Below are 24,262 nucleotides of genomic sequence, written 5' to 3'. Positions count from 1 at the left end.
TACCTACCATGTCGGGTTGCCTGGGGCGCAACGACGCCTCCAGGCAACCGACTTCAGGCTCTAGAAGAACCCAAGTTTCTTCGGGCTGTATGAAACAAGAAGGTTCTTGGTCTGCTGGTAGTGCTCCAGCATCATCTTGTGGGTCTCACGACCGATGCCCGAGCCCTTGTAGCCGCCGAACGCCGCGTGCGCCGGGTAGGCGTGGTAGCAGTTCGTCCACACCCGGCCCGCCTGGATCGCACGGCCCGCGCGGTACGCCGTGTTGATGTCCCGGGTCCACACACCGGCCCCGAGGCCGTACAGCGTGTCGTTGGCGATCTTGATGGCGTCGTCGAAGTCGTCGAAGGAGGTCACCGAGACGACCGGGCCGAAGATCTCTTCCTGGAAGATCCGCATACGGTTGTCGCCCTCGAAGATGGTCGGCTGGACGTAGTAGCCGCCCTTCAACTCGCCGTCGTGCTCGATGCGCTCCCCGCCCGTGAGGACCTTGGCCCCCTCCTGCCGTCCGATGTCCAGATAGGAAAGGATCTTCTCCAGCTGGTCGTTGGAGGCCTGGGCGCCGATCATCGTGTCCGTGTCGAGCGGGTGGCCGGTCTTGATCAGCTCGGTGCGGGCGACCGCGGCCTCCATGAACTCGGCGTAGTGACCGCGCTGGACCAGCGCCCGCGACGGACACGTGCACACCTCACCCTGGTTGAGGGCGAACATGGTGAAGCCTTCGAGCGCCTTGTCGCGGAAGTCGTCGTCGGCCCTCCAGATGTCCTCGAAGAAGATGTTCGGGGACTTGCCGCCGAGTTCGAGGGTGACCGGGGTGATGTTCTCCGAGGCGTACTGCATGATCAGCCGGCCGGTCGTGGTCTCGCCGGTGAACGCCACTTTCGCCACCCGCGGGCTGGACGCCAGCGGCTTGCCCGCCTCCACGCCGAACCCGTTGACGATGTTGACCACGCCCGGCGGCAGCAGGTCTGCGACCAGGCTCAGCCAGTAGTGGATCGACACCGGGGTCTGCTCGGCGGGCTTCAGCACGACCGCGTTGCCCGCGGCGAGCGCCGGCGCGAGCTTCCAGGTCGCCATCAGGATCGGGAAGTTCCACGGGATGATCTGCGCGACGACCCCGAGCGGCTCGTGGAAGTGGTACGCGACCGTGTCGTCGTCGACCTCGCCGAGCGAGCCCTCCTGCGCGCGGATCGCGCCCGCGAAGTAGCGGAAGTGGTCGATCGCCAGGGGGATGTCGGCCGCCAGCGTCTCGCGCACCGGCTTGCCGTTCTCCCAGCTCTCCGCGACGGCCAGCGGTTCCAGATGCGCCTCCATACGGTCGGCGATCTTCAGCAGGATGTCGGAACGCTCGGTCACCGACGTCCTTCCCCAGGCGGGTGCCGCCGCGTGCGCCGCGTCGAGCGCCCGCTCCACGTCCTCCGCCGTGCCGCGTGCCACCTCGGTGAACGGCTGCCCGTTCACCGGGGACGGGTTCTCGAAGTACTGCCCGCCGACCGGCGGCACGTACTCGCCGCCGATGAAGTGGTCATAGCGCGCCTGGTAGGAGACGATCGCGCCCTCGGTGCCGGGCGCCGCGTAACGGGTCATGCTGGCCTGCCTCCCTGCAGCAGCGCTGCCCGCCGTTGGGCAGCTCTCGGCGCGAGGCTAGGGACGGGGACGTTGCAACTACGTTGCCGCGGTGGCAGGGGCCGGGGCGGCAGGGTTCTGACGCCGTGACCCTCGGTGCCGAGCCATAAGGCCCTCACCCATTTCAAGAGCACACATCAGTGATCGCTGTCACCAACCTCTATGGACAGAACAACTAGGGCGCCGGAACTCCCCAACCCCGCCCACCCGGTGCCGTCAGCTCCGCCTCCAGGGCCGCCAGCCGGGACCGTACCGCCGCCGTCGGGCGCGTCGCCGCCAGTGCCCGCCAGACGTCGAAGTCGTCCTCGCCCCATGGTGTGTGCGCCCAGTCCGCCAGCAGGTCGGGGTCGCGGCGGGCGATCAGGGTCGTGCGGAGGCCGTCGGCGATCCGGTGTCGAAGGCGGACCACGGCCGGCGCCTGGGACGCGGGCAGCAGCGGACCGGTGTACGCCGTCGCCGCCGCCGTGATCGCGCCGGTCTCCAGCCGCCGCTCCACCACGGTGACGTCGGACTCGACCGGAACCGTCAGCCGGTACGGACGCGAGGCCAGCAGACCGGGGCCGAGAACCCTGCGCAGGCGGGCCAGTTCGGCGCGGAGCGTCACCGGTGTCACCGACTCGTCCTCGTACAGCGCGCACAGCAGCTCGTCGCCGGTCAGGCCCTCCGGGTGCCGGGAGAGCAGGACCATGATCTCGCTGTGCCGTCGGCTCAGCCTGATCCGGCGACCGTCGGTGAGCAGTTGGGCCTCGTCACGGCCGAGCGCGGTCAGCTCGGGGAGATCGGCGGCGGGCATCTCCGGCGCGAGCAGCGCCAGGTGGGACTCGGCGGCGCGTGCGACCGCCTGCACGAAGCCCAGGCTGTGAGGGTGCGCCAGTCCGTCCCCGCCGGTGATGTCCACGGCACCCAGCACCCGCCCGGTCCGCGGATCGTGCACCGGAGCCGCCGCACAGGTCCACGGCTGCACCCGACGGGTGAAGTGCTCGGCCGCGAACACCTGCACCGGCCGGTCGACGGCGACCGCCGTGCCCGGCGCGTTCGTCCCGACGGCCGTCTCCGCCCAGCGGGCGCCCGGCACGAAGTTCATCAGCCCCGCCTGCCGCCGGGTCGACGCATGCCCCTCGACCCAGAGCAGCCGGCCGTGCGCGTCGCACACCGCCAGCAGATGCTCCCCGTCCGATGCGAACGTGCCCAGCAGCTCGCGGAACAGCGGCATCACCCGGGCCAGCGGATGCTCGGCCCGATAGGCGCCGAGGTCGCCGTCCATGAGCTCGACGCTCGCGGTTCCGTCGGGCCCGACCCCGGCCCGCGCGGAACGCCGCCACGAGTCCGCCACCACCGGACGCACCGGCCGCGGCACGGTACCCGCCTCGGTGAACGTCTCGTGCGCGCGGAGCAGTACCCGCGCACGCTCGGCAGGGTCGGCCCCCGGCTCAAGGGCCACCCACGGATCGGTCAACTGGGCCTCCCCGAAAGGCGATGCGGCTGGGGACATCGTCACTCCCCGTACGTGCGCCGACAACCTTTTCGACAGGCGTCACCCGAACGACGTCACCGCGCGGCCCGTTCGACCAGACTCATGTAGCGGCTCCAGTCCCAGTGGGGCCCCGGGTCCGTGTGGTCCGTACCCGGCACCTCGTAGTGGGCGATGATGCGCGAACGGTCCGTCGGTATCCCGTACTTGGCGCAGATGTCGGCCGTGAGCCTGGCCGACTGCTCGTAGAGGACATCGGTGAAGTACGCGGGCCGATCCACCCATCCCTCGTGCTCGATGCCGATGCTGCGCGCGTTGTAGTCCCAGTTCCCCGCATGCCAGGCGATGTCGGCCTCCCGGACGCACTGCGCGACATTGCCGTCCCGCGACCGGACCACGTAGTGGGCGGAGACCTGCTTCCGCGGACTCCGGAACACCCCCAGGGTCTTGCGGTAGCTCGTCTGCGTCACATGGATGATCACGAGGTCGAGGGGGTGGCTCGTCGGGCGGTCCGCGGGTGTGTAGTTGGCGGGTGTCGCGGGCTGCCACTCGGCCAGCGGGTGGTCGACGGGACGGGTCTCGGCTCCGGCGGGCGGATCGGGCAGCAGCGCATACGGGATCGCGGTCAGCGCGGCCCCTTTCAGGAGCCGTCGCCTGCTCGGCAGCGGTCTTGCCCGTTCCATGGACGAATGCCTTTCGGTAGTGCGACTCATGCCTTGCGGTGGTTCGACGAATGCCTTTCAGCTGCCTTTCAGCGGTCTGGTGTTGATCGGGACGCAGGTCAGGGGCGGACGGTTGCCGCGGTCTCCCGCAGCCGCGCGTGCACGCCGCGGTGCGTCTCCCGCGTGGGCAGCCACTCCTTGCGGATCTTCGCCACGCAGGTGTAGTTGGTGTCGCACACATTGGCCAGCGGGGACTCGACGGCCTGGGTCGCGAACTGGTAGGCGTCCAGCTCACTGAACCCGTAGTCGCGCACCAGCCACTGCACCAGGTCTAGCTGGGATATCCGGAACGCGTCCTCCAGCGGGCGCGCCGATCCCGTCGAGATGATGTGGGTGTTGGACTCGATGCGCGGCCAGGGCGTGGCCAGCCCCTTCAGCAGCTCCACGATCACCACCGTGTTCATCGCGCACTCCACCGCGACCCCGCAGGTCTCGCCCTCGCCCTGTCGCGCGTGCCCGTCGCCGAGGCTGAGCAGCGCGCCCTCGACATTGACACCGAGGTAGCAGGTGACGCCGGCCCGCATCTCCGGGGTGTCCATGTTCCCGCCGTGCGCGTCGGGCACCAGTGCCGAACGGACCTCCAGGTTGGCGGGGGCCACTCCCACCGTGCCGTGCATCGGATCCATGGGCAGCTCGACCTCGATGTCGCTGTCGTGCGCCCGGAACAGCGCGGTACGGCGGGTCCGGTCCAGCTGCCAGATCCAGACCTTCTCCGGGAGGGGCGGCTGGAGGGTGGCGGTGGTGTGGGTCGACGTGAGCGCGCCGAAGAGCGGGACCGTGGTGGACGCGGCCCAGTCCCGGGCCGGTTCGATCGACACGAAGTGCACGGCGACCGTGTCGCCCGGTTCGGCGCCCTCGATGTGGAAGGGACCGGTCTGCGGGTTCAGGAACGGGAACTCGCACACCTCGGACACCAGGTCCTTCTCCGACCGCACCCGACCGGCGAAGCAGTCCTCGGTGTACAGGTCGAGAACCGTGCCGGGCGTGATGCGTGCCACGGGCGGCACGCCGCCGAACGTCCAGGCGTACTCGCCCGGTTCGGGTCGCACGGTGAGGATCCGGGGGTCGCTCATGGCTGCGCTGCTCCGTTCTGCGGATGGTCGGTGGGGCCGGCTCTGCGGATGGTCGGCGGGGCCGGTGGGGCCGGTGGGGTCGGTGGGGGGCGGTACAGCCGCGGCTGGCGCCATCGACGCGATGCTCCCCCGACATGTGAATCCCCCTCGTACACACCGGCACCCCGACCGCTGCCGTCGTGCCTCGCGTGAATCACGGTACGGCGCGGGCGGGTTGGGCAGAAGAGAGCAGAGTGTTCCGGTGGACGGCCCCGGAACTGTGGATAACTCGCTCACTCGTCCGAGCGAACCCGCCCCGGGTTCAAGCCCGTTCGGCCACCGCCGCCGGATCGTCGAGCACCGCCCGGACCACCGAGTGCGCCGCCCCCAGCAACGGCCCCTCGGGTCCCAGCCGCGACACCGACACCGCGCACGGCGGCCCCGCCGTACGCCGGGCCAGCTCGGCCTCCAGCGAGGGCAGCAGCCACGGAGCCAGCCCCGACAGCTCGCCGCCCAGCACCACGGCCTCGGGGTCCAGCAGGTTCACCGCCCCGGTCAGCGCGATGCCGAGGGCCGTACCGGCGTCGCTCAGCGCACGTCGTACGGCCTCGTCGCCCTCCGCGGCGCGTCCCGCGAGGAGTCCGACCCGGTCCTCGCCCGGCTCCAGACCGGCCGCGCGCAGCACCGCCTCCTCGCCCGCGTACTGCTCCAGACACCCCCGCCCGCCGCACACGCACTCCGGCCCTTCGGGCTCCACCGGCACATGCCCCAGCTCGCCCGCGAAACCGCGCGTCCCGCGCAGCAGCCCGCCGGCCACGACGACGGCCGCGCCGATGCCGATCTCCGCGGAGACGTGCAGGAAGTCGTAGGGGGTGGCGTCACCGAGCCAGAGTTCGGCGAGGGCGCCGAAGTTGGCCTCGTTGTCCACGGTCAAGGGGAACACCGAGGGCAGCAGGGCACCGAGGTCGGTGTCGTGCCAGTCGAGGTTCGGGGCGCGGACCACGGTGCGGCCGTCGCGCGCCACCAGTCCCGGCACGGCCACCGCGAGCCCGGCCGGCCACAGGCCCTCGCCCTCGGCCTCGGCGACGACCTGGTCCAGCAACTGGGTGAGTTCCGCGAGGACCGGTTCGGGGGAGCGGCCGCGGTTCACGCCGTGGCGTACCGCCCGTGCCCGCACCTGGCCCCGTAGGTCGACCGCGCAGACCGCGAGGTGGTCGACGCCGACCTCGGCGCCTATCCCGGCCGGACCGTGCCCGCTGACGGCGAGCGCGGACCCCGGGCGGCCCACCCGGCCCGGCCGCTCGGGGCCCAGCTCGTCGAGCAGTCCGGAGCGTATGAGCTCGTCGACGAGGGTCGACACGGCCGCCCGGGTCAGCCCGATGCGCGAGGCGACGGCGGCCCGGGACAGCGGTCCCTCGGCGCTGACGGTGTGCATCACGCGCGCGAGGTTGCGGCGGCGCATGCCCTGCTGGGTGTCGGGCAGCGCGCGCCCCGGCCCGGCCGGGTGGGCGTCGTGCAGGGGTGCGGCCATGCCTCCGTCAGTCCTCGCTGGTCGGTGCGGGCTCAGTGGCTCGGTCAGCGGTCCTCCGTCGGCCTGTCCAGCAGCGGAGCCGCGTCGGAGAGTACCCCGGAGATCCTCGCCATCGTCGCCTCGTCCCGCTCCACGGCGTCCAGCACCGGACCCGCGGTGGTGTTCCAGCGCCGGGCGACGGCGGCCGGGTCCTCGCCGGTCAGCAGGCCCGCGGCCTGGGCGGCGGCGCCGAGCGCGACGAGCTCCTTGGCCTCGGGGATCTGCACGGGGCGGCCCGAGAGCCGCCGTACGGTCTCCTGCCAGGCCCCGCCCCGGGCGCCGCCGCCGATCAGCAGCAGCGGGGTCGAGCGGTCCGCGTCCTCGTCGAGGACCAGGTCGAGCGCGCCGAGCAGGGCGTGGACGGCACCGTCGTAGGCGGCCTGGAGGAGCTGGCCGCCGGTCGTGTCGTGCCGCAGGCCGTGCAGCAGGCCTGAGGCGCCCGGCAGCGCGGGTGTGCGCTCGCCGTCCAGGTAGGGCAGCAGCGTGACGCCCGACGTGGGCTCCACGGCCTCACGGTCGAGGCCGAGCAGCGTGGCGATCCGGTCGACGGCGAGCGTGCAGTTCAGGGTGCAGGCCAGCGGCAGCCAGTCGCCGTGCGCGTCGGCGAAGCCCGCCACCGTGCCGGTCGGGTCGGCGGGGCGCCGCTTCGACACCGCGTACACCGTGCCCGAGGTGCCCAGGCTGAGCACCGGCGTGCCAGGACGCAGGCCGAGGCCCAGCGCGGCGGCGGCGTTGTCGCCGGTGCCCGGGGCGACCAGGGTGCCCTTGGAGAACGGCAGGTCGTGGCGGTCACGGACGGTGCCCGCCACCTCGCCCGGGCGGACCACGCGGGGCAGCAGCGCGGGGTCGAGCCCCACATGCGCGAGGACCTCCTCGTCGTACGCCTCGGTCGCCGAGGCCCACCAGCCGGTGCCGGAGGCATCGCCGCGGTCGGTCGTGCCCTGGCCGGTGAGGCGCTCGGTGAGGTAGTCGTGCGGGAGGCGCACGGCCTTGGTCGCACGGAGCGCCTCGGGCTCGTTCTCGGCCAGCCAGGCCCACTTCGTGACCGTGAAGGACGGCCCCGGCACGCTGCCGGTGCGCTCCGCCCAGGCCTTGGCACCGCCCAGCTCCTCGACGAGGCGGGCGGCCTGCGGGGCCGAGCGCACGTCGTTCCACAGCAGGGCCGGGCGTACCGGCTCGCCCTCGGCGTCCAGGGTGACCAGGCCGTGCTGCTGCCCGCCGATCGACACGGCGGCGGCCTCCCGGGCGGCGTCACCGCACTGGTGCAGGGCCTCACAGAGGGCGTCCCACCACTGGCGCGGGTCGCTCTCGCGGCCGGCGCCGGAGGAGACGGTGTGCGGGGCCTGTCCGCTCGCCACCACCTGTCCGGTCGACGCGTCGACGACCAGGGCCTTGGTGGACTGCGTGGACGTGTCCACGCCGACGACGAGCGGACCCTCGGCAGCTGACATCGGGCTCTCCCTTTTGCGGGCTCAAGTTTTGCGTGCTCAAGCGGCTCGGGTCTCCGTCCGATCTTCGTCCGAAGACGGTCGGAGACATCTTGTCTCTTCCCAGAGATGCGATCGCATACTAATTTGTAAACCGCCATGACGAAATAGTCGTGGAGAGCAGTCGTCAGCGAGTAGGAGCCGCGGCATGAACTACCAGCCCACCCCCGAGGACAGGTTCACCTTCGGCCTGTGGACCGTCGGCTGGCAGGGAAGGGACCCGTTCGGCGACGCCACGCGGCGTGCCCTGGACCCTGTCGAGACCGTGCAGCGCCTGGCCGAGCTCGGCGCCCACGGTGTGACCTTCCACGACGACGACCTGATCCCCTTCGGGTCCTCGGACAGTGAGCGCGAGGGTCACATCAAGCGCTTCCGGGAGGCCCTCGACGCCACCGGCATGAAGGTGCCGATGGCCACCACCAACCTCTTCACGCACCCGGTCTTCAAGGACGGCGGGTTCACGGCGAACGACCGTGACGTGCGCCGTTACGCGCTGCGCAAGGTGATCCGCAACATCGACCTGGCGGTCGAGCTCGGCGCCGAGACCTACGTCGCCTGGGGCGGCCGCGAGGGTGCAGAGTCCGGCGCCGCCAAGGACGTGCGCGTCGCCCTCGACCGCATGAAGGAGGCCTTCGACCTCCTCGGCGAGTACGTCACCGAGCAGGGCTACAACCTCAAGTTCGCCATCGAGCCCAAGCCGAACGAGCCCCGCGGCGACATCCTGCTCCCCACCGTCGGCCACGCCCTGGCCTTCATCGAGCGCCTGGAGCGCCCCGAGCTGTACGGCGTCAACCCCGAGGTCGGGCACGAGCAGATGGCCGGGCTGAACTTCCCGCACGGCATCGCGCAGGCCCTGTGGGCGGGCAAGCTCTTCCACATCGACCTCAACGGCCAGTCCGGCATCAAGTACGACCAGGACCTGCGCTTCGGCGCCGGTGACCTGCGTGCCGCCTTCTGGCTGGTCGACCTGCTGGAGAGCGCCGGTTACGCGGGCCCGAAGCACTTCGACTTCAAGCCGCCGCGGACCGAGGACCTCGACGGCGTCTGGGCGTCGGCCGCGGGCTGCATGCGCAACTACCTCATCCTCAAGGAGCGTTCGGCCGCCTTCCGCGCCGACCCGCAGGTCCAGGAGGCGTTGCGTGCCGCGCGTCTGGACGAGCTGGCGCAGCCCACGGCCGCGGACGGTCTGAAGTCGCTGCTCGCGGACCGCACGGCCTTCGAGGAGTTCGACGTGGAGGCTGCCGCCGCGCGCGGGATGGCCTTCGAGCAGCTCGACCAGCTGGCGATGGACCACCTGCTGGGCGCGCGCGGCTGAACGCACGCGCGCGTGCGGGCTTGAATCGCGTACGCGCGCGTGCCGGTCGTTTCGATCGCGTACGCGCGCGTGCCTGTTTGATCATCCTCCGTGCGGAATGCTTCGGAATCATGCGGTCCATGGCATGAGTCCGTATCAACTTCCGTGTGGGGGTCGCCTCCTGTGCGGCGCACGGCGACTCTGGACGGTATGGCCATGCCGCCCGTACCGCCTCAGCCGCCCGGGCCGCCGGACGACACACCGCCCTATGGCGGTGGCTTCGGCCCCCCAACCGAAGGCTTCGGCCAAGGAGGGGGGTACGGGCCACCGGGGGGTTACATACCTCCTCCTGGAGGCGGCGGTCCGCCCTCCTACGGGGGTTGGGACCCGCCTCCGTCGGAACCGCCCGATGGTCCGCGCCGGGGCCGCAATCCGCTGTTCATCCTGCTCACCGTGCTGGCGGCAGGTGCCGTCGTCGCCGTCATCGTCCTGATGGCGTCGGGCAGCGGCGACGACTCGCCGGACGACAAGCCCAGCGCGAGCGCGAGCAGTTCGCCCCGCCCCACGCTGAGCCTGCCTACCGAGCTGCCCAGCAGGCTTCCGAGCAGGTTGCCGTCCGAGCTGCCCTCGCAGTTCCCGACCGAGCTGCCGAGCGAGTTCCCGAGCGGCCTCGAATCGCTGATCCCGTCCTTCGCGGCCGACGAGGTGCCGTACTACATGCTGCGGGCAGGCGACTGCTTCGACACCGACGACCTGCAGCCCGGGCAGGCGGCCAAGCGCTCCTGCGGGACACCGCACGACGCCGAGGTCGTGAGAGTGGCGGAGCTGGAGGGCGACTACACGACCGACGCAGCCCTGAAGAAGGCCGCGTCGGACCTGTGCGACAAGTCCCTGACCAGCAAGGCGGCGGACCAGCCCGAGGGGACCGTGCGCGGCATGCTGGTGCAGTACCCGGACCCCGCCGGCTACCGGCTCGGCATCGACAACGTCGCCTGCAGTCTGGCCGCCGACACCGGCGGAACCCGTAAGCTCACCGCGCCCCTGACATGATCAGATCCCGCGCGGCAGCCGCACGTACGTCACCGTCGTCTCCACCCCGCTGTCGACCAGCCGGCCCCGGGCGTCGAACGCGCCCGGACCGTCGGTCATCCCGAAGTCGTTGTCGTTGATCAGGGCGAGCGTGTCGCGGTCCACGCGCGCGACGCCCTCGATCTTCCCCGGCACCCCCTCGACCGTGCCGAGGTCCACGACCAGGCGCTTGGCGAGCACCGGCACGCCCGCGGCGGCCGGGTCGTCGAGCTGCTCCAGCGACGGGGACGTCGTGTCGTCGTCATGGACGCCGCCGAGTATGTCCGCGTGCCGGTCCAGCCGTACGAGCTGCAGCCGCGCCGCCTTGTCGGTGCGCTCCTCGACCAGCAGCCGGTTGCCGCCCACGGCGACGACCGAGGAGATCTTCAGCTCGGAGGTGTCGTCCTCGCCCGGGTCGACGACCTCGACCGGGTCGAAGCGGTAGACGTACTCGGCGGTGACGGCCTTCTTCCTGGGCGAGAACCGCAGCAGCCGGGTCGTCCGCGACGCCTCTCCCGCCGCCGTGTCCGGCAGGGAGAGCGGGCTCTGCACGGCCAGCACCAGGTCGCCGCCCGGCAGTTGGGCGAGCCCTTCGAAACCGCGGTTGATCTTCCGGTGCAGCAGCACGGAGGGCAGCGCCTCCACCACCGGGTAGTCGCTCCCGGTGAGGTTCAGCCCCTCGGGGACGTACCGCGTGAGCACCTTCCCGCGCGCGGAGACATGCACGAGCGAGGGACCGTACTCGTCGGCCAGCCAGAAACTCCCGTCCCCGGCCCGCACGACACCCTCGGTGTCCAGCCCGTTCGGGTTGTACGCCAGCCGCGTCTTCGCGTCATAGGTGTACGGCGCCTCGTCCCGCCGCTCCTGGTTCGGCAGCCCGGTGACCGGCTTGCCGGAGGACGTCGTGAGCGGGATCGCGTCCAGCACCTTCACGGAGTCGCCGGACACCCTGATCTTCACGATCGCCGGGTCGAACCCGGGCACGGGGAAGGTACGGCGCTTGGCACCGTCCACCTTGATCTGGCCATTGGGGCCACGGTCGGTGACGGTCCAGAACTCATCCTGGCGTCCCGCCGGGTAGATGTCGCTGCCGATGCCGCCGAGATCCACGCCCCGGTCGTCGTCCACCGTGCCGGGCAGCAGGGCGTTGCTGAAGGCACCCAGCGGGATGTCCCCGAGCGTCGCCGTGCGGCTGACGTACGCGTCCCCCGGCGCGGCGGTCTTTCCGGAGGCGGCGCCCGAGGCCGGCGATGCCGCCACGAGCGCGGCCAGCACGGCGAGGGGTACGCCCGCCGCGACGGAACGGTGGACGCGGCGCCGGCCGGCGGCAGACGGGGACATCGGGCCTCCTGGGTGAACAAGTTCGCTGACAGCGGCCAGATTTGGCGCCCATGCCGAACGCCGCGCGGCCGACAGATGAACGACGGGTGGCAGGGGCTCGTCGGGCATGGGTTCTCGCGGCATGGGCCCGTCGGGCATGCGCTCGTGGACCATGGGCGAGGATGAGCGCATGACACAGGAGGTACTGGAAGTCGTGGCGGCCGCGATCGTCCGCGAGGGACGCCTGTTGGTGGTGAGCAAGCAGGCGGCCCCCGGGGTCTTCTACGTACCGGGCGGCAAACCGGACCCGGGCGAGGCGCCCTTGGAGACCCTGTACCGCGAACTGGACGAGGAGTTGGGCGTACGCCCCCTGGAACCCCGGTTCCTGGCCGACGTCGAAGCCGTGGCGGCCCTGGAAGGCGTCCCCATGCGCATGTCCCTCTACGGTGCGCGCCTCGCCCAAGTTCCTCGTCCCGCCGCCGAACTGGCCCAGCTGCGCTGGATCACCGGCCACGAGGACGACATCCGGATCGCACCGGCGGTCCGTGACCACGTCCTGCCGATGCTCTGGCAGGGCCGCCTCATGGAGTCGTAGCGGACGCCAGGAAGACCACGACGTCCGCCTCGGTGAGTCCGTCCCCGACGGTGAGGATGTCCTGGCCGAAGTGCCGCATGGCACCTCAACCCGTCTCCAGGACCTCCTGAGCCGTGGCCAGGGCCGTCGCGGGATCCTGGGCAGCGCCGCCCGCGGGTGCCCAGCGGCCCCGCTCCTTGCGGTACGGCCACCAGCGGCCGTCCCGCCCCAGGCGCAGCTGGCCGGGAGCGCCGACGGCCGTCCAGCGGTTGCCCCGGGCGCGCAGGGACGGCCGTTCCTCCTCGTCCCAGGCGGCGTCGAGCGCGGCACGCGCGCGTGCGAGCGTCTCGCCCTCCAGGGTCCACTCCTCCTCCAGCACGGACAGCGCGGCCGCACCTCCCAACCGCCAGGCGCGGACGGCCGACGCCAGCGCTTCGGGGGTGCGCCCCGAGCCTTCCGCCAGCCGTGCGGCGACGGTTCCGGGCGGGGAGCCCACGGCGAGGCGGACCGCGTCCTGGCCCACCGTCAACTCGTCCTCGACAGCCTCCGGTTCGGCCAGCAGCCGGTGCGCCTCCGCCGCCGTCCGGGCGGCCAGGAACTCCAGGGCGGCCGGATCGACGCCGGGTGCGGGCGGTGTCTCGGTGTCCAGGGACGGTGGTGTGCCGGGCGCCTCGGGGAGTTCCGGCAGGGCGGGCAGCGGCGGCAGGATGTCCCCGGCCGCGAACGCCTCGGCGGCGTCCACCCCCTCGGGCAGCGGGGCGGGCGCCTGGTTTGGTATGGCGGTGCGGTCCTGGAGTTCGTCCAGCAGGGCGCGTTCGGCGCGTCCTCGCATCAGCAGCAGGACGAACGGGTCCTCGTCCAGCAGCCGTGCCACTTGGTAGCAGAGGGCCGCTGTGTGCCCGCAGTGGTCCCAGCCGCCGCAGTCGCACTCCGGCTCCAGATCGCCCAGCCCTGGCAGCAGTTCGACGCCCGCGGCGGCCGCGTCCTCCACCAGATGCGGAGGCATGTCACGGTCCAGGAGGGCCGCGACATGGCCGGCGCGCTCGACGGTCATGTCCAGGAAACGGTCCCACTGTTCGTCGGACAACTCCGCCAGCAGGACGTCGGCCCGGTGCGAGGTGTGGTCACGGTCCTGGACGACGGCCGTGATGCGGCCCGGCCGCACCGACACCGCGCCGACCGCGCCCGCGCGCGCGAGTCTGCGTCCGGCCTTGACCTGCTGTGAGTCGAGTGCCGTGTCCTCCAGCGCCTTCAGCCAGGCCTGGCCCCACCAGGTGCGGGCGAAGCCCCTCCCGTGCGCGGGCGGGAACGCGGCGAACGTGCGTTCATTCCCGTCACTCATCGCGTGCCCCCTCGCAGTTCGACCAGATCCGCCAGTTCCGCGTCCGTCAGCTCGGTGAGCGCCGCCTCCCCGGCGCCGAGCACCGCGTCGGCCAACTCCCGCTTCCTGTTGAGCATGTCGGCGATGCGGTCCTCGATGGTGCCCTCGGCGATCAGCAGGTGCACCTGCACCGGCCGGTTCTGCCCGATCCGGTACGCGCGGTCGGTGGCCTGCGCCTCGACGGCCGGGTTCCACCAGCGGTCGTAGTGCACGACATGCTCGGCCCGGGTGAGGTTCAGCCCTGTGCCGGCCGCCTTCAACGACAGCAGGAAGACCGGGACCTCACCGTCCTGGAAGCGCCGCACCATCGCCTCGCGCTCGGCGACGGGCGTGCCGCCGTGGAGGAACTGCGAGGACAGTCCGCGGCCCGCCAGATGCCGTTCGATCAGCCGCGCCATCCGCACGTACTGCGTGAAGACCAGCACGCTCGCCTCCTCGGCGAGGATCGTGTCGAGCAACTCGTCCAGGAGCTCCAGCTTCCCGGAGCGTCCGGGGATCCTGGGCCGCTCCTCCTTGAGGTACTGCGCCGGGTGGTTGCAGATCTGCTTCAGCCCGGTCAGCAGCTTCACGATCAGCCCGCGTCGCGCCATGCTGTCGGCGCCGGAGATCTCCGCGAGCGTCTCGCGCACCACGGCCTCGTACAGCCCCGCCTGTTCCGGCGTGAGCGACACCGCGCGGTCGGTCTCCGTCTTCGGCGGCAGCTCCGGGGCGATGCCCGGATCCGATTTGCGGCGTCGCAGCAGGAACGGGCTCACCAGCCGCGACAGCCGCTCGGCCGCTCTCGGGTCGCGGCCGCCCTCGACGGCCGCGGCGTACCGCGTGCGGAAGGCGCCGAGGCGGCCCAGCAGCCCGGGTGTCGTCCAGTCGAGGATCGCCCACAGCTCCGACAGGTTGTTCTCCACCGGGGTGCCGGTGAGCGCCACGCGTGCGCGTGCGGGGAGGGAACGCAACTGCCGTGCCGTCGCCGAGTACGGGTTCTTCACGTGCTGCGCCTCATCCGCCACGACCATCCCCCACGGAACGTCGGCCAGCCTCCCGGCGTCGAGCCGCATCGTCCCGTACGTGGTGAGCACGAACTCCCCGTCGGCCAGGGCGTCCAGATCGCGTCGCGGCCCGTGGAAACGGCGCACGCGCGTGCCGGGGGCGAACTTCTCGATCTCGCGCTGCCAGTTGCCCATGAGGGACGTCGGACACACCACGAGTGTCGGACCGGCGGACCCGGGGTCGGCCTGCCGGTGCAGATGCAGTGCGATGAGCGTGATCGTCTTGCCGAGTCCCATGTCGTCGGCGAGACAGCAGCCCAGGCCCAGGGAGGTCATCCGCGCCAGCCAGTCGAGACCGCGCCGCTGGTAGTCCCGCAGGGTCGCCGCGAGCGCCGCGGGCTGCTCGACCGGCTCCAGCGTCTGCGGGTCCGTGAGCCGCTCCCGCAGGGTCGCGAGCCACCCGGTGGGGTGGACGTCGACCCGGTGGCCGTCGATCTCCGTGGAGCCCGTGAGGGCGGCACCGAGCGCGTCGACCGGGGTGATCTTGCGGTCCTGCTGCGCCTGGGCCCGTCGCACCTCCTGGGGGTCGATCAGAACCCACTGGTCGCGCAGCCGCACGACGGGGCGGGTCGCCTCGGCGAGCCGGTCCAGCTCCTGGCGCGTGAGCTGCCGGTCGCCCAGTGCGAAGCGCCAGTTGAAAGCCAGCAGTGCGTCGGCGGACAGGAACGAGGCGGTGTCCGAGGAGAGTCCGCCGGGCTCCGATCCGTCGTCCGGCGGACCGACCACCGCGCGAGCCGTCAGCTTGCGGGCCAGCTCCTTGGGCCAGTGCACCTCGACACCGGCAGCGGCGAGGGCCCGGGCGCCGGCCGCCGTCAGATCGGCGACCTCCTCGTCGGCGAGGTCGACGGAGTCCGGAACGGTCGCCGACAGCAGGGGCGCGAGCGGCGGCCACGCGCGCGCCGCTCGTCGCAGGGCGAGCAGAGCGTCCATCCGCGCGCGCGGACCGAACGGCCCGTCGGGCCCGGCCCACACCTCGGCGGCGTCCGCGGCCAGTGCCGGATCGCTCACGCTGTGGATCTGCAGCACGGCCCGGAACGACAGTCCCGTGTCGTCCAGCACCGAGGCATCCAGCCCGGACACCTCGATCCGCAGCGACAGCCGAACGCCCGCATCGTGCCCCGCGGCCACGTCGGCCGCCCAGGCCCGCTGCTCGGGGACGTGCCGGGGCTCTCGCGCCGCATAGGCGGGGCCGCCCGTGACGAGCGCCGCGGCGGGGGAGCGGGGCAGCGCGTCGGCGACCGCGTCCAGGAAGGCGCGCAACAGGCGTTCGGGGTCGGGCAGCCGCAGCGGTTCGCTGCCGGCCGGCGCGTCGCCCAGCGGAACGGCGTGCGCCTCGGGTGGCATCGCCGCGGCGAGTGCCTGGACGCGCTCGATGTCCTCGGTGCGCAGCGGACCGGCGCGCCAGGCGTCGTGGTCGCTCTCGGACAGGCCGGGCAGCAGCAGTCCACGGGCGGCGAGTTGCAGGGCGTGCACGGCGGCCGTGCCCCAGAACACCGTCGCCCGGTGCCCGTGCGCGGCGGCACGCGCACGTGTGAGGACGGGCAGGGCCTCCCGCACCGGGAGCAGCACGGCGGGCACGGACACCGCCTCGACGCCCTCGTCGCCGGGCAGGACGACGGTCAGATCCTCCACGGACCCGGACGCGACGACCGGCGGCGCCTCGCCCTCGGGGTTCCAGAAGGCGACGGAGCCGGTACGGGCCGGGTCACCGGGGACGAACACGGCGCAGCAGCGGGCCAGTTGCGAGATCTCGGACGGTGTTGCCGCGGGAATCCTCGGCACAGGAATGCGACACTCCTCAAATTTGACTACTGGGCGCGGAGTGGCCGAGGGTACAGCACCGCGCAGGCCCGCATGAAATGACCGGGCCGTGATCCGGGTCACTTCATGGCGGGTGTGGGTATCCCGGTCTCAGGGACGTGTAGGGGACGCGTCTCAGGGACGTCTCAGGGTCGTGGGTCGGAACCGCGGGAAGCGCGGGCCCGTTCTCAGGACAGAGAGCGGCAGTGGCCGCGGAGGAGGCGACACATGTCGAAGAACGCGAAGATCGCCGCAGGAGGTGTGGCGGCCGGCATCCTTCTGCTGATCTGGCTGCCGTGGTGGGCCGCGCTCCTGATAGTCCTGGGAGTGCCGGCCGCCGCGTACCTCACGCTGGACCCCTCGCAGCGGCGCAGGCTGCGCCGCATCACACGCAAGGAGCTCGGTCGCTGAGAGCCTCGGGCTACCGGGCCGCGGTGGCCCGGTCGGCCAGGGCGCAGGAGTCGACCACGTCGCCGCTCGCGGGCCTGCTCACGGCATGGTCCGCGGGCGGCGGGGTGCCCCGCTCCACCCATGCCACCAGCGTGTCGAAGGCCGACCGGTAGCAGGGCAGGATCGGGCGCAGCCGGTCCGGATGGGTGTCGTACAGGCCGTCGACGTGTGTGCCGCCCTCGACCGTGTAGTAGCGGTGCAGCCGGCCCCGCCCGCTCGCGTCGACCATGCGCGCGTACACATCCGAGTCGGCCGCCTTCGGCAGCAGCGCGTCCAGGTCGCCGTGCAGGGTGATCAGCGGTCGCCCGACGCGTCCGGTGAGCGCCACACGGGCGACGGCGCGGTGGACGGACTCCGGGCGGGACGCGTAGTCGTAGGCCGCGTCGGAGACGCAGGGCGCCAGCACCTGCTCCGGGGTGGTGCCGGCGGACGGGCCGGGACAGGAGGGGTCGTAGGCCGGGTCGAACTCGGCGCGGTAGATCTTCTGCGTCACTCCCCAGTAGGCCTTCTCGTGGTACGGCCACAGGAACTCGGAGCCGCGCGCGAAGCCCACCGCGTACAGGTCCTCGTCCCGTGCCGAACCGGTTGTGCGGGCCACGGCCGCGGGCAGCGAGGTGAGCAGATTCGGGCCGTCCGCGGTCCACAGCGCGCCTTCCCAGTCCACGCCTCCGTCGTACAGCTCCGGGTGGTTCTCCAGCTGCCAGCGCGTCAGATAGCCGCCGTTGGAGATGCCCGTCATGTACGTGCGCCGCGGACTGTGCCCGTAGCGCTGGGCGACCGCTCGCCCGGCCGCGCGCGTGAGCTGGGTGGTGCGCGCGTTCCACTCGGCGACCGCGTCACCGGGGCGGGTGCCGTCGCGGTAGAAGTCCGCACCGCTGTTGCCCTTGTCGGTCGCCGCGTACGCGTAGCCCTGTGCGAGCACCCGGTCGGAGATCGCCGTGTCCGTCGCGTACTGCCGGCGGGTGCCCGGCGCACCCGTGACGACCAGCCCGCCGTTCCAGCGGTCCGGCAGCCGGATCACGAACTGCGCGTCGTGCTGCCAGCCATGGGTGGCGTTGAAGCGGGAGGAGTCCGGGAAGTAGCCGTCGATCTGCACCCCGGGCACCCCGGACGGTGTGCGGGTCGCCTTGGCGGTCAGCCCCGCCTGGTCGGCCATGTCGGTGTACGGGGTCCCGGCGAGCCCGGCGGTCGTCAGGTCCGGGAGACAGACGCTCTGCTGGAAGGCCGCGCCCGGCACGCGGAGCCGGTCCTGGCGTGCGCAGTGCTCGTCCGACACGGCCGCGGCGGGAGGTGACCAGGTGAGAGCCGCTGCCACCATCGTCGCGGCGACGAAAGAAACACCTCGGGACACATGCATGAAGGCCTCCAGGACAAGGCGGGGAGTCGAGGGCTGCCTCATGGTGCGAGGGCCTCACCGCCTCATCCATGGGTTGGGGCCACATGGAATGACGTCGAGGTACGGGTGCCGGTGGAAAGCGCGACTGCTGCTGGGCCCGCCCGGCAGTGGCCGTTGCTGCCCCGGTTCAGCTGGGTCGTACGGCCATCTTGTCGAGCGCTTCCAGCAGACCGGGCAGCTCCGGGCCGCGGCCGACCGGAAGGACCTCGCCCGGTTCGTCGTCGAGCAGGACGAAGGCGATGTCGTCGGTCCTGGCCACGAGCGACCAGCCCGGTCCGTCGGCGCGCAGGGTGCGGGCGTCGCCGGACGCGAAGGACGACCGCACCCGGCCCAGGGGCGGCGGTGTCTCCACGTACGCACGGGCCTCGGCGAGGACGCGCCGGACACCGCTGTGCCCCCTGGGCGCGGCCGCCTCGTCCTTCTCGTCGCCCTCGGACTGCGCGGCGGTCCCGTCCGTGTCCGGCGTCGCGAAGTCCGCGTCGTCGATCTGCTCCCGCCAGGTCGCCCACTGGAGGGCGATCTCGTCGGCGCCCAGGCGTCGCTGAGCCGGCCCCCAGGTGCTGGTGTCCGGCGGCGTCAGCACGGGGCCGTCCCCCTCCTCCGGCTCGGGGTCGTGCGGCGCGGGCACGCCGGGAGCCGCGACGGCGACGGCGAGCGGCCAGCCCGGGAGGGCGGCGACGACCGTGCGCTCGTCGGGCGAGAGGTCGTACTCCATGCCGCAGTCCCAGGAGGCGATGGCGACGGCGACCAGCGAGACGTCGTCGATGACGACCGTCCAGCGCGAGCCGTCGCCGTCCTGGCCGATCACCAGGCCGTACCCGTCGGCGAGCGGCGCGAGGCCGAGCGCCGCACAGGCCTCCGGATAGTCGTCGCCCAGCACGCTCGGGAACTTCGCCGGCGTCAGCAGCACCGCCGTGAGCACATAGAGCGCGTCGTCCTCGGCGGCGACGGTCTGCTCGTCCGTCCCGGCCATCCCAGCCTCCCCATCGGTATGTCCAACGGCGCGCACCCTAGTGCGCCCGGAAGGCCGTTGTCACGACTGCCCGGCTCGCCGGGAGCAGCGGTTTTCCGGCCGGACGGGGCGAATCGACCACTGCTTGACCCGTCCGTTACGCAGCCGGCAGCCCCAGCAGGGCACGGGCCACGGTGCGCGGCGACTCGTCGCGCTCCCGCGCCAGGGCGATGACCGCCCGGCACGCCAGTTCGTTCACCCCGAACGACAACGCCTCCGGCGACACCCAGCCGGCGGCCTCGTCGATCCGGTCCTGGTCGTCCTCCGCGCAGGCCGAGACATACGCGGCCGCGGCCTCGAAGAGGTTGTGCGTGCGCCTGTCCCGGCCCTCGTTCTCATCGGCGCGTACGGTGTTGACGAATCTGGCGAAGGACTTGCGGACCCTGCCCAACATGCTGACCACCTTCCCCCTGCGTGGTTGTCCGGCTGATCGGTCATCTCCTCCTGTTCAACGTAGGGTTGGAGCTTCGGCTGCAGAAGGGGGAAGCGGCGGTGAAGCGGGGCGTACCACCGCCCGTGGGGCTTCACGCGCTCCCTGCCGGCGTGCGCTGTCGGGGCGCACGGAAGGCCGGAACACGATCAGCCCGGTCGACCGGGCTGGATACTTGTCTCTTTCACCATGTGCTGACCAGGGGGAGTGGATCAGTGAACTCTGTTGCGGGAACGGTCGGTCGGGGCGGGCGGCACGCGGTCGTCGTCGGCGGAAGCCTCGCGGGGCTGCTCGCGGCGCACGTCCTGGCCGCACACGCCGACCGGGTGACCGTCGTCGAGCGCGACCGGTTGCCGCAGGGCACCGGGCCACGGCCCGGGGTACCGCAGGGCCGGCATCCCCATGTCCTGCTGCACGGCGGGCAGTCGGCGGTGGAGTCGCTGCTGCCGGGCTTCCTGGCCGAGCTGCGGGCGGCGGGAGCGCCGCGCGTGGGCATGCCCTCGGACATGGTCCTGTGGCAGAACGGCCGCTGGTTGCGCCGGCTGCCCGCGACGACACACATCTACACCGGTTCCCGCGCACAGCTGGAGGAGCTGGTACGGCGGCGGGTTCTCGCCAATCCGGTGATCAGCGTGGTCGAGGGGACCGATGCCGTCGGGCTGCTCGGCGACGCGGCCCGGGTCCGGGGCGTGCTGCTGCGGGAGCGTTCCGCCGGTGCCGGCGCGGAGCCCCGGCCGCTGGCTGCCGATCTCGTCGTCGACGCCTCCGGCAGCGGCACCAAGGCACCGCAGTGGCTCGCGGCGATCGACGCCGACACTCCGCCCGAGGAGACCATCGACACCGGGCTCGCCTACGCCTCCCGCGTCTACCGCGGCAAGGCGGGCGTCCTGGACGGCGAGACCCTCGGCTACTACGTCTATCCCAACCCCGAACAGGTCCACGCCGGCGGTGCGCTGCCGCTGGAGGACGGCAGCCATCTGGTGATCGTCTCGGGGCTGCGCGGCGACGAACCGCCCGCGGGGGACGACGAGTTCGAGAGGTACACCAAGCGGCTGGGGCATCCGCTCCTGGACCGGTGGCTGGACGACGCCGAACCGCTCTCGCCGGCATTCGGCTACCGGCGGACCGCGAACGTCCGCCGCCGGTACGACCTTCCCGGCCGCCGCCCGGCCGGATTCCTCGCCACCGGCGACGCGCTGTGCACGTTCAACCCGATCTACGGGCAGGGCATGGCCGTCGCCGCGATGAGCGCGGTCGCCCTGCGCGACGCACTCGCCGCCCGTAGGACGCCCACCACGCGCCGTGTGCAGCAGGCCCTCCTGGCGGCATCCCGGCAGGCGTGGGACATTTCCGCCGGCGCGGACCGCAAGATGCCCGGCGCGGTCGGCACCGCGGTCGACAGCGGGCCCGCGGACCGCGTCGCGGACTGGTACCTGGGCCGGGTCACGGAGCGATCGCCCGGCGACCCCGTCGTGGGGCGCGCCTTCCGCTCCGTGCTGACTCTCGCCGCGCCGGTCAGCGCCTTGTTCGCGCCGCCCGTGATGCGCGCCGTCCTCTTCAGCCGCCCCGGGCCCACCCCTGCCGAGCCGCCGGCGACACCGGAGCGGCCGGGCGACTGAACAGGACGATTCACCGGCGGCGAAGGCTATGGTCGCTCCGACCGCCGTCGCGGTACCGGACCGGCACAGGCCGGCCGCCGATCATCACGCCATAGGGGCAGGAAGGGCGATGACCCGTGCCGAGTCGGGACCGCAGGCTGATGGCCGCCGGTGTGCAGGAACGTGCCCTGCGCGACGACTACTCCTTCGCCGCCCGGGTCTTCGCCCGCAGGGTCCTCGCCCACTACGCCGTGGTGAGACTGCTGGTGGCCCCGCAGCTCCAGCCGCACCTGATCGCCGCCTACGCCTTCCTCGCCCGCACCGACGACCTCGCCGACCAGGGCCCCCTGGAGCAACGTCTGCCGCGCTGGCGGGCCTGGTCCGAGCAGGTCGGTGCCGGGCTGGAGTCCGGCCGCGCCGAGGACCCGGTCCTGCGGGCCTTCCTGCACACCGTGTCCGTACGGCAGTTGCCCCACCACTGGGTGCTCGCCTACCTCAAGGCCACCGACGAGGAACTGCACTTCACCGGTCACGCCACCGAGGCCGACTTCCAGCACTACGTCGACACGCTCGCCCTGCCGGCCCTGATGCTGGTCGAGGACCTGCAGCACGAGGGCGGCGGCGACGAGGTCTTCCGCTCGCGCTGCCGCTCCTTCGCCGAAGGTCTGCAGCGGCTGGACTTCCTCACCGACCTCACCGAGGACCTGGGCGAAGGACGCCTGTATCTGCCGCAGGAGCACCTCGACCGCTTCGGCGTCACCCGCGCCACCCTGGAACAGGGCGAGGACACCGCGGCCGTACGGGAGCTGGTCGCCTACACCTGCCGCAGAACGAGACAGGCACTGACGGACTCACAGGCCCTGCTGGACTGCACCGCACCGAGTTTCCGGCCACTGCAGCGGGCCCTGCTGGAACTGGCGGAGCATCAACTGTCCCGGGTCGAGCGCACGGGGTCCGCCGTCACCCGCCGTACCGTCGGATACGGCGTCCGCAAGCCCCTTGCCGTCCTGCTGCGCGAAAGGCGCCGCTCAACGGCGTAGCTTCACCTTGCTGACGGCCGCCACACCCAGGGCCGCGAGCGCGATCTGGATCAGCCACTCGACCCAGTCGACGCCCTCGGTGTCGGCCACGTCGAGGCCCGCGGCGATGCCGGTGCCGACGAACGCGGCGACGATGCCGATCGCGATCGTCCAGAGGACGCCGATGCGTTGCCGGCCGGGTACGACGAGCCGGCCGATCACGCCGATCACGATTCCGATGACAATGGCGCTGATGACGCCGGAGATCTCCATGAGCGGTCTGCCACCCCTCAGGTCGTTGGTGACATACGAGTGCCCGTTCGAAAGAGCCTCAGTCCCGACGGCCTTCACTCCTTACGAGGTGCCGGTGAGGTCGGCCCGAAGGCTCAGGCGTCCTTCACCGCCAGCGCCAGGAAGCGGGCGTCCTCGTCGACGTACGACGTCATGCGCCAGCCGGAACCGGCCAGCAGGGGCCGGAGGTTGGGCTCCGCGCGCAGGTCGTCCGGGGTGATCTGCCGACCTTGCCGTGCCGCGAGCGCCGCCCTGCCGATCGGGTGGAACAGCGCCAGCACGCCGCCCGGACGCACCACGCGTGCCAACTCCCGCAGGTTCTCGGCCGGATCGGGCAGGTGCGAGATCAGCCCCGCCCCGAACACGGCGTCGAGCGACTCCGCCCGCAGCGGCAGCGCGGCCACGTCGGCCAGCAGCAGCTGCCCGTCCCGGTCGCGTCCGGCCCGTACGGCGGCCTGGAGCATGGCCGGGGTCAGATCGGCCCCGAGGACCACTCCCGAGGGCCCCACGGCCGCACGCAGGGGCGGCAGGGCGCGGCCGGTGCCGCAGCCGGCGTCGAGCACGCGGTCCCCCTCACGCAGTCCGAGGCCGGCGACCGCGGCGGCGTAGGCGGGGCCGTCGTCGGGGAAGCGGGCGTCCCAGTCGGCGGCCCGGGCTCCGAAGAACTCCTGGACATGTGTGTGGTCGTCGCTCATGTTCCGCATGATCTCTCACCGTCAAGGATGACGTCGCTGTGCACTCGTTCGAGCGTGAGGCGATCGTTCAGGTACATCTCTTCGCCATATTCCAACACCTTTCGAAATGCGCCCCCTTTGTGCTCCCATGCCCCGACTAGCGTCCCGGAGCCATGGGACACCTGGACCACGCCGCCCTCGGCTGGCTGACCCCCGCACTGTCATACGTGATGGCCTGCATCGGCGCCGCACTCGGGCTGCGCTGCACCGTCCGCGCGCTCGGCGCCACGGGACGCTCACGCCGCAACTGGCTCATCACCGCCGCCTCCGCGATCGGGACCGGCATCTGGACCATGCACTTCGTGGCCATGCTCGGCTTCAGCGTCAGCGGCACCGACATCCGCTACGACGTGCCGCTCACCATCGCGAGCCTGCTCGTCGCCATGATCGTCGTCTGCGCAGGAGTCTTCGCCGTCGGCTACAGCAAGGACCGTGCCCGCGCGCTCTTCCTCGGCGGACTCACCACCGGACTCGGCGTGGCGAGCATGCACTACCTGGGCATGGCCGCCGTACGCCTCCACGGGGAGGTGAACTACGACCCCGTCCTCGTCGGACTGTCCGTGCTGATCGCCGTCGTCGCGGCGACGGCCGCTCTGTGGGCCGCGCTCAACATCAAGTCGCCCGTCGCCGTCACCGTCGCCTCCCTGATCATGGGGGCCGCGGTGAGCAGCATGCACTACACCGGGATGTTCTCGGTGAGCGTGCACGTCAGCCCCTCCGGCGCCGCCCTGCCCGGGGCCACGGCGATGCAGTTCATCTTCCCCCTCGCCGTCGGCCTCGGGTCCTATCTGTTCCTGACCTCCGCCTTCGTCGCGCTGTCGCCGACGACGGGGGAGCGCGAGGCGTCCGCCTCGGCCCAGCGGCCGGTCGTCGAGAGCGTCGCCCGCTGACTGCCCGCCGGGCCGCCGGGCCCGCCCATCGACCACT

General features: G+C 72.2%; 21 protein-coding genes. 7 read left to right on the top strand and 14 right to left on the bottom strand.

Annotated elements, in window-relative coordinates; translation table 11 throughout:
* Positions 1-60 precede the first annotated feature (60 nt).
* The 6 genes from PH203_RS29270 to xylB all read right to left on the bottom strand — a co-directional run bounded on the left by PH203_RS29270 (position 61) and on the right by xylB (position 7,889).
* Positions 61-1,584 carry an aldehyde dehydrogenase family protein gene (locus PH203_RS29270; protein WP_289923628.1) on the bottom strand — a complete coding sequence of 508 codons (1,524 nt, stop codon included), beginning with the start codon at positions 1,582-1,584 and terminating at the stop codon, positions 61-63.
* A gap of 214 nt (positions 1,585-1,798) precedes the next feature.
* On the bottom strand, positions 1,799-3,115 hold the full coding sequence (locus PH203_RS29265; RefSeq protein WP_289923627.1) for a GAF domain-containing protein: 1,317 nt from the start codon (positions 3,113-3,115) through the stop codon (positions 1,799-1,801).
* A gap of 56 nt (positions 3,116-3,171) precedes the next feature.
* Positions 3,172-3,777 (bottom strand): N-acetylmuramoyl-L-alanine amidase, encoded by a 606-nt coding sequence (locus PH203_RS29260; RefSeq protein WP_289923626.1) that lies wholly within the window; start codon positions 3,775-3,777, stop codon positions 3,172-3,174.
* 98 nt (positions 3,778-3,875) lie between these two features.
* On the bottom strand, positions 3,876-4,889 hold the full coding sequence (locus PH203_RS29255; protein WP_289923625.1) for an acetamidase/formamidase family protein: 1,014 nt from the start codon (positions 4,887-4,889) through the stop codon (positions 3,876-3,878).
* Positions 4,890-5,190: 301 nt separating this feature from the next.
* The gene (locus PH203_RS29250; protein ID WP_289923624.1) at positions 5,191-6,399 is read right to left on the bottom strand and encodes an ROK family transcriptional regulator; all 1,209 of its coding nucleotides are present in this window, start codon (positions 6,397-6,399) and stop codon (positions 5,191-5,193) included.
* A 44-nt stretch (positions 6,400-6,443) separates the two neighbouring features.
* Positions 6,444-7,889: a xylulokinase gene (gene xylB, locus PH203_RS29245; protein ID WP_289923623.1), complete on the bottom strand. Its 1,446-nt coding sequence runs from the start codon at positions 7,887-7,889 to the stop codon at positions 6,444-6,446.
* A gap of 184 nt (positions 7,890-8,073) precedes the next feature.
* On the opposite strand from xylB, the gene xylA reads away from it, so the two are divergent.
* The gene (gene xylA / locus PH203_RS29240; protein ID WP_289923622.1) at positions 8,074-9,240 is read left to right on the top strand and encodes a xylose isomerase; all 1,167 of its coding nucleotides are present in this window, start codon (positions 8,074-8,076) and stop codon (positions 9,238-9,240) included.
* A gap of 432 nt (positions 9,241-9,672) precedes the next feature.
* On the top strand, positions 9,673-10,269 hold the full coding sequence (locus PH203_RS29235; RefSeq protein WP_289923619.1) for a hypothetical protein: 597 nt from the start codon (positions 9,673-9,675) through the stop codon (positions 10,267-10,269).
* Here the strand turns inward: PH203_RS29235 and PH203_RS29230 are convergent, their stop codons facing one another.
* Positions 10,270-11,628, bottom strand: coding sequence for an esterase-like activity of phytase family protein (locus tag PH203_RS29230; protein ID WP_289923618.1), 1,359 nt, complete (start codon positions 11,626-11,628; stop codon positions 10,270-10,272).
* 169 nt (positions 11,629-11,797) lie between these two features.
* On the opposite strand from PH203_RS29230, the gene PH203_RS29225 reads away from it, so the two are divergent.
* Positions 11,798-12,202, top strand: coding sequence for an NUDIX domain-containing protein (locus PH203_RS29225; RefSeq protein WP_289923617.1), 405 nt, complete (start codon positions 11,798-11,800; stop codon positions 12,200-12,202).
* Positions 12,203-12,287: 85 nt separating this feature from the next.
* Here the strand turns inward: PH203_RS29225 and PH203_RS29220 are convergent, their stop codons facing one another.
* Together PH203_RS29220 and PH203_RS29215 are read right to left on the bottom strand one after the other, a co-directional pair.
* Positions 12,288-13,523 carry an SWF or SNF family helicase gene (locus PH203_RS29220; protein WP_289923616.1) on the bottom strand — a complete coding sequence of 412 codons (1,236 nt, stop codon included), beginning with the start codon at positions 13,521-13,523 and terminating at the stop codon, positions 12,288-12,290.
* On the bottom strand, positions 13,520-16,387 hold the full coding sequence (locus tag PH203_RS29215; protein ID WP_289923614.1) for a DEAD/DEAH box helicase: 2,868 nt from the start codon (positions 16,385-16,387) through the stop codon (positions 13,520-13,522). Before PH203_RS29215 ends, PH203_RS29220 begins: the two co-directional genes overlap by 4 nt.
* A 246-nt stretch (positions 16,388-16,633) precedes the next feature.
* Here PH203_RS29215 and PH203_RS29210 point away from each other — a divergent pair, with 246 nt between their 5' ends.
* Positions 16,634-16,816, top strand: coding sequence for a hypothetical protein (locus PH203_RS29210; RefSeq protein ID WP_289923613.1), 183 nt, complete (start codon positions 16,634-16,636; stop codon positions 16,814-16,816).
* A gap of 10 nt (positions 16,817-16,826) precedes the next feature.
* Here PH203_RS29210 and PH203_RS29205 read toward each other — a convergent pair whose 3' ends face one another.
* From PH203_RS29205 to PH203_RS29195, 3 genes are all read right to left on the bottom strand, one after another.
* Positions 16,827-18,212, bottom strand: a complete 1,386-nt coding sequence (locus tag PH203_RS29205; RefSeq protein WP_289923612.1) for a tannase/feruloyl esterase family alpha/beta hydrolase — start codon at positions 18,210-18,212, stop codon at positions 16,827-16,829.
* Positions 18,213-18,378: 166 nt separating this feature from the next.
* On the bottom strand, positions 18,379-19,224 hold the full coding sequence (locus PH203_RS29200; RefSeq protein WP_289923610.1) for a hypothetical protein: 846 nt from the start codon (positions 19,222-19,224) through the stop codon (positions 18,379-18,381).
* A 136-nt stretch (positions 19,225-19,360) separates the two neighbouring features.
* Positions 19,361-19,657 carry a hypothetical protein gene (locus tag PH203_RS29195; RefSeq protein ID WP_289923608.1) on the bottom strand — a complete coding sequence of 99 codons (297 nt, stop codon included), beginning with the start codon at positions 19,655-19,657 and terminating at the stop codon, positions 19,361-19,363.
* A 251-nt stretch (positions 19,658-19,908) separates the two neighbouring features.
* On the opposite strand from PH203_RS29195, the gene PH203_RS29190 reads away from it, so the two are divergent.
* Both PH203_RS29190 and PH203_RS29185 read left to right on the top strand, forming a co-directional pair.
* Positions 19,909-21,312 (top strand): FAD-dependent monooxygenase, encoded by a 1,404-nt coding sequence (locus PH203_RS29190; RefSeq protein WP_289923606.1) that lies wholly within the window; start codon positions 19,909-19,911, stop codon positions 21,310-21,312.
* A gap of 116 nt (positions 21,313-21,428) precedes the next feature.
* Entirely contained in the window at positions 21,429-22,331 is a 903-nt protein-coding gene (locus PH203_RS29185) for a squalene/phytoene synthase family protein (protein ID WP_289923604.1), read from the top strand.
* Here PH203_RS29185 and PH203_RS29180 read toward each other — a convergent pair.
* Together PH203_RS29180 and PH203_RS29175 are read right to left on the bottom strand one after the other, a co-directional pair.
* Positions 22,320-22,583 (bottom strand): GlsB/YeaQ/YmgE family stress response membrane protein, encoded by a 264-nt coding sequence (locus tag PH203_RS29180; protein WP_289923603.1) that lies wholly within the window; start codon positions 22,581-22,583, stop codon positions 22,320-22,322. The two genes, PH203_RS29185 and PH203_RS29180, sit on opposite strands and share 12 nt — an antisense overlap.
* Before the next feature lie 113 nt (positions 22,584-22,696).
* Complete coding sequence (locus tag PH203_RS29175; RefSeq protein ID WP_289923602.1) at positions 22,697-23,296, bottom strand: class I SAM-dependent methyltransferase; 600 nt, start codon at positions 23,294-23,296, stop codon at positions 22,697-22,699.
* A gap of 152 nt (positions 23,297-23,448) precedes the next feature.
* Here PH203_RS29175 and PH203_RS29170 point away from each other — a divergent pair, with 152 nt between their 5' ends.
* Entirely contained in the window at positions 23,449-24,225 is a 777-nt protein-coding gene (locus tag PH203_RS29170) for an MHYT domain-containing protein (protein ID WP_289923601.1), read from the top strand.
* The last annotated feature ends 37 nt before the right edge of the window (positions 24,226-24,262 follow it).

The sequence above is a fragment of the Streptomyces sp. S.PB5 genome, from assembly GCF_030403745.1.
Lineage (GTDB): Bacteria > Actinomycetota > Actinomycetes > Streptomycetales > Streptomycetaceae > Streptomyces.
The sequence above is the reverse complement of the archived record's forward strand: the minus strand, read 5'-3'. Positions and strand labels throughout refer to the sequence as shown.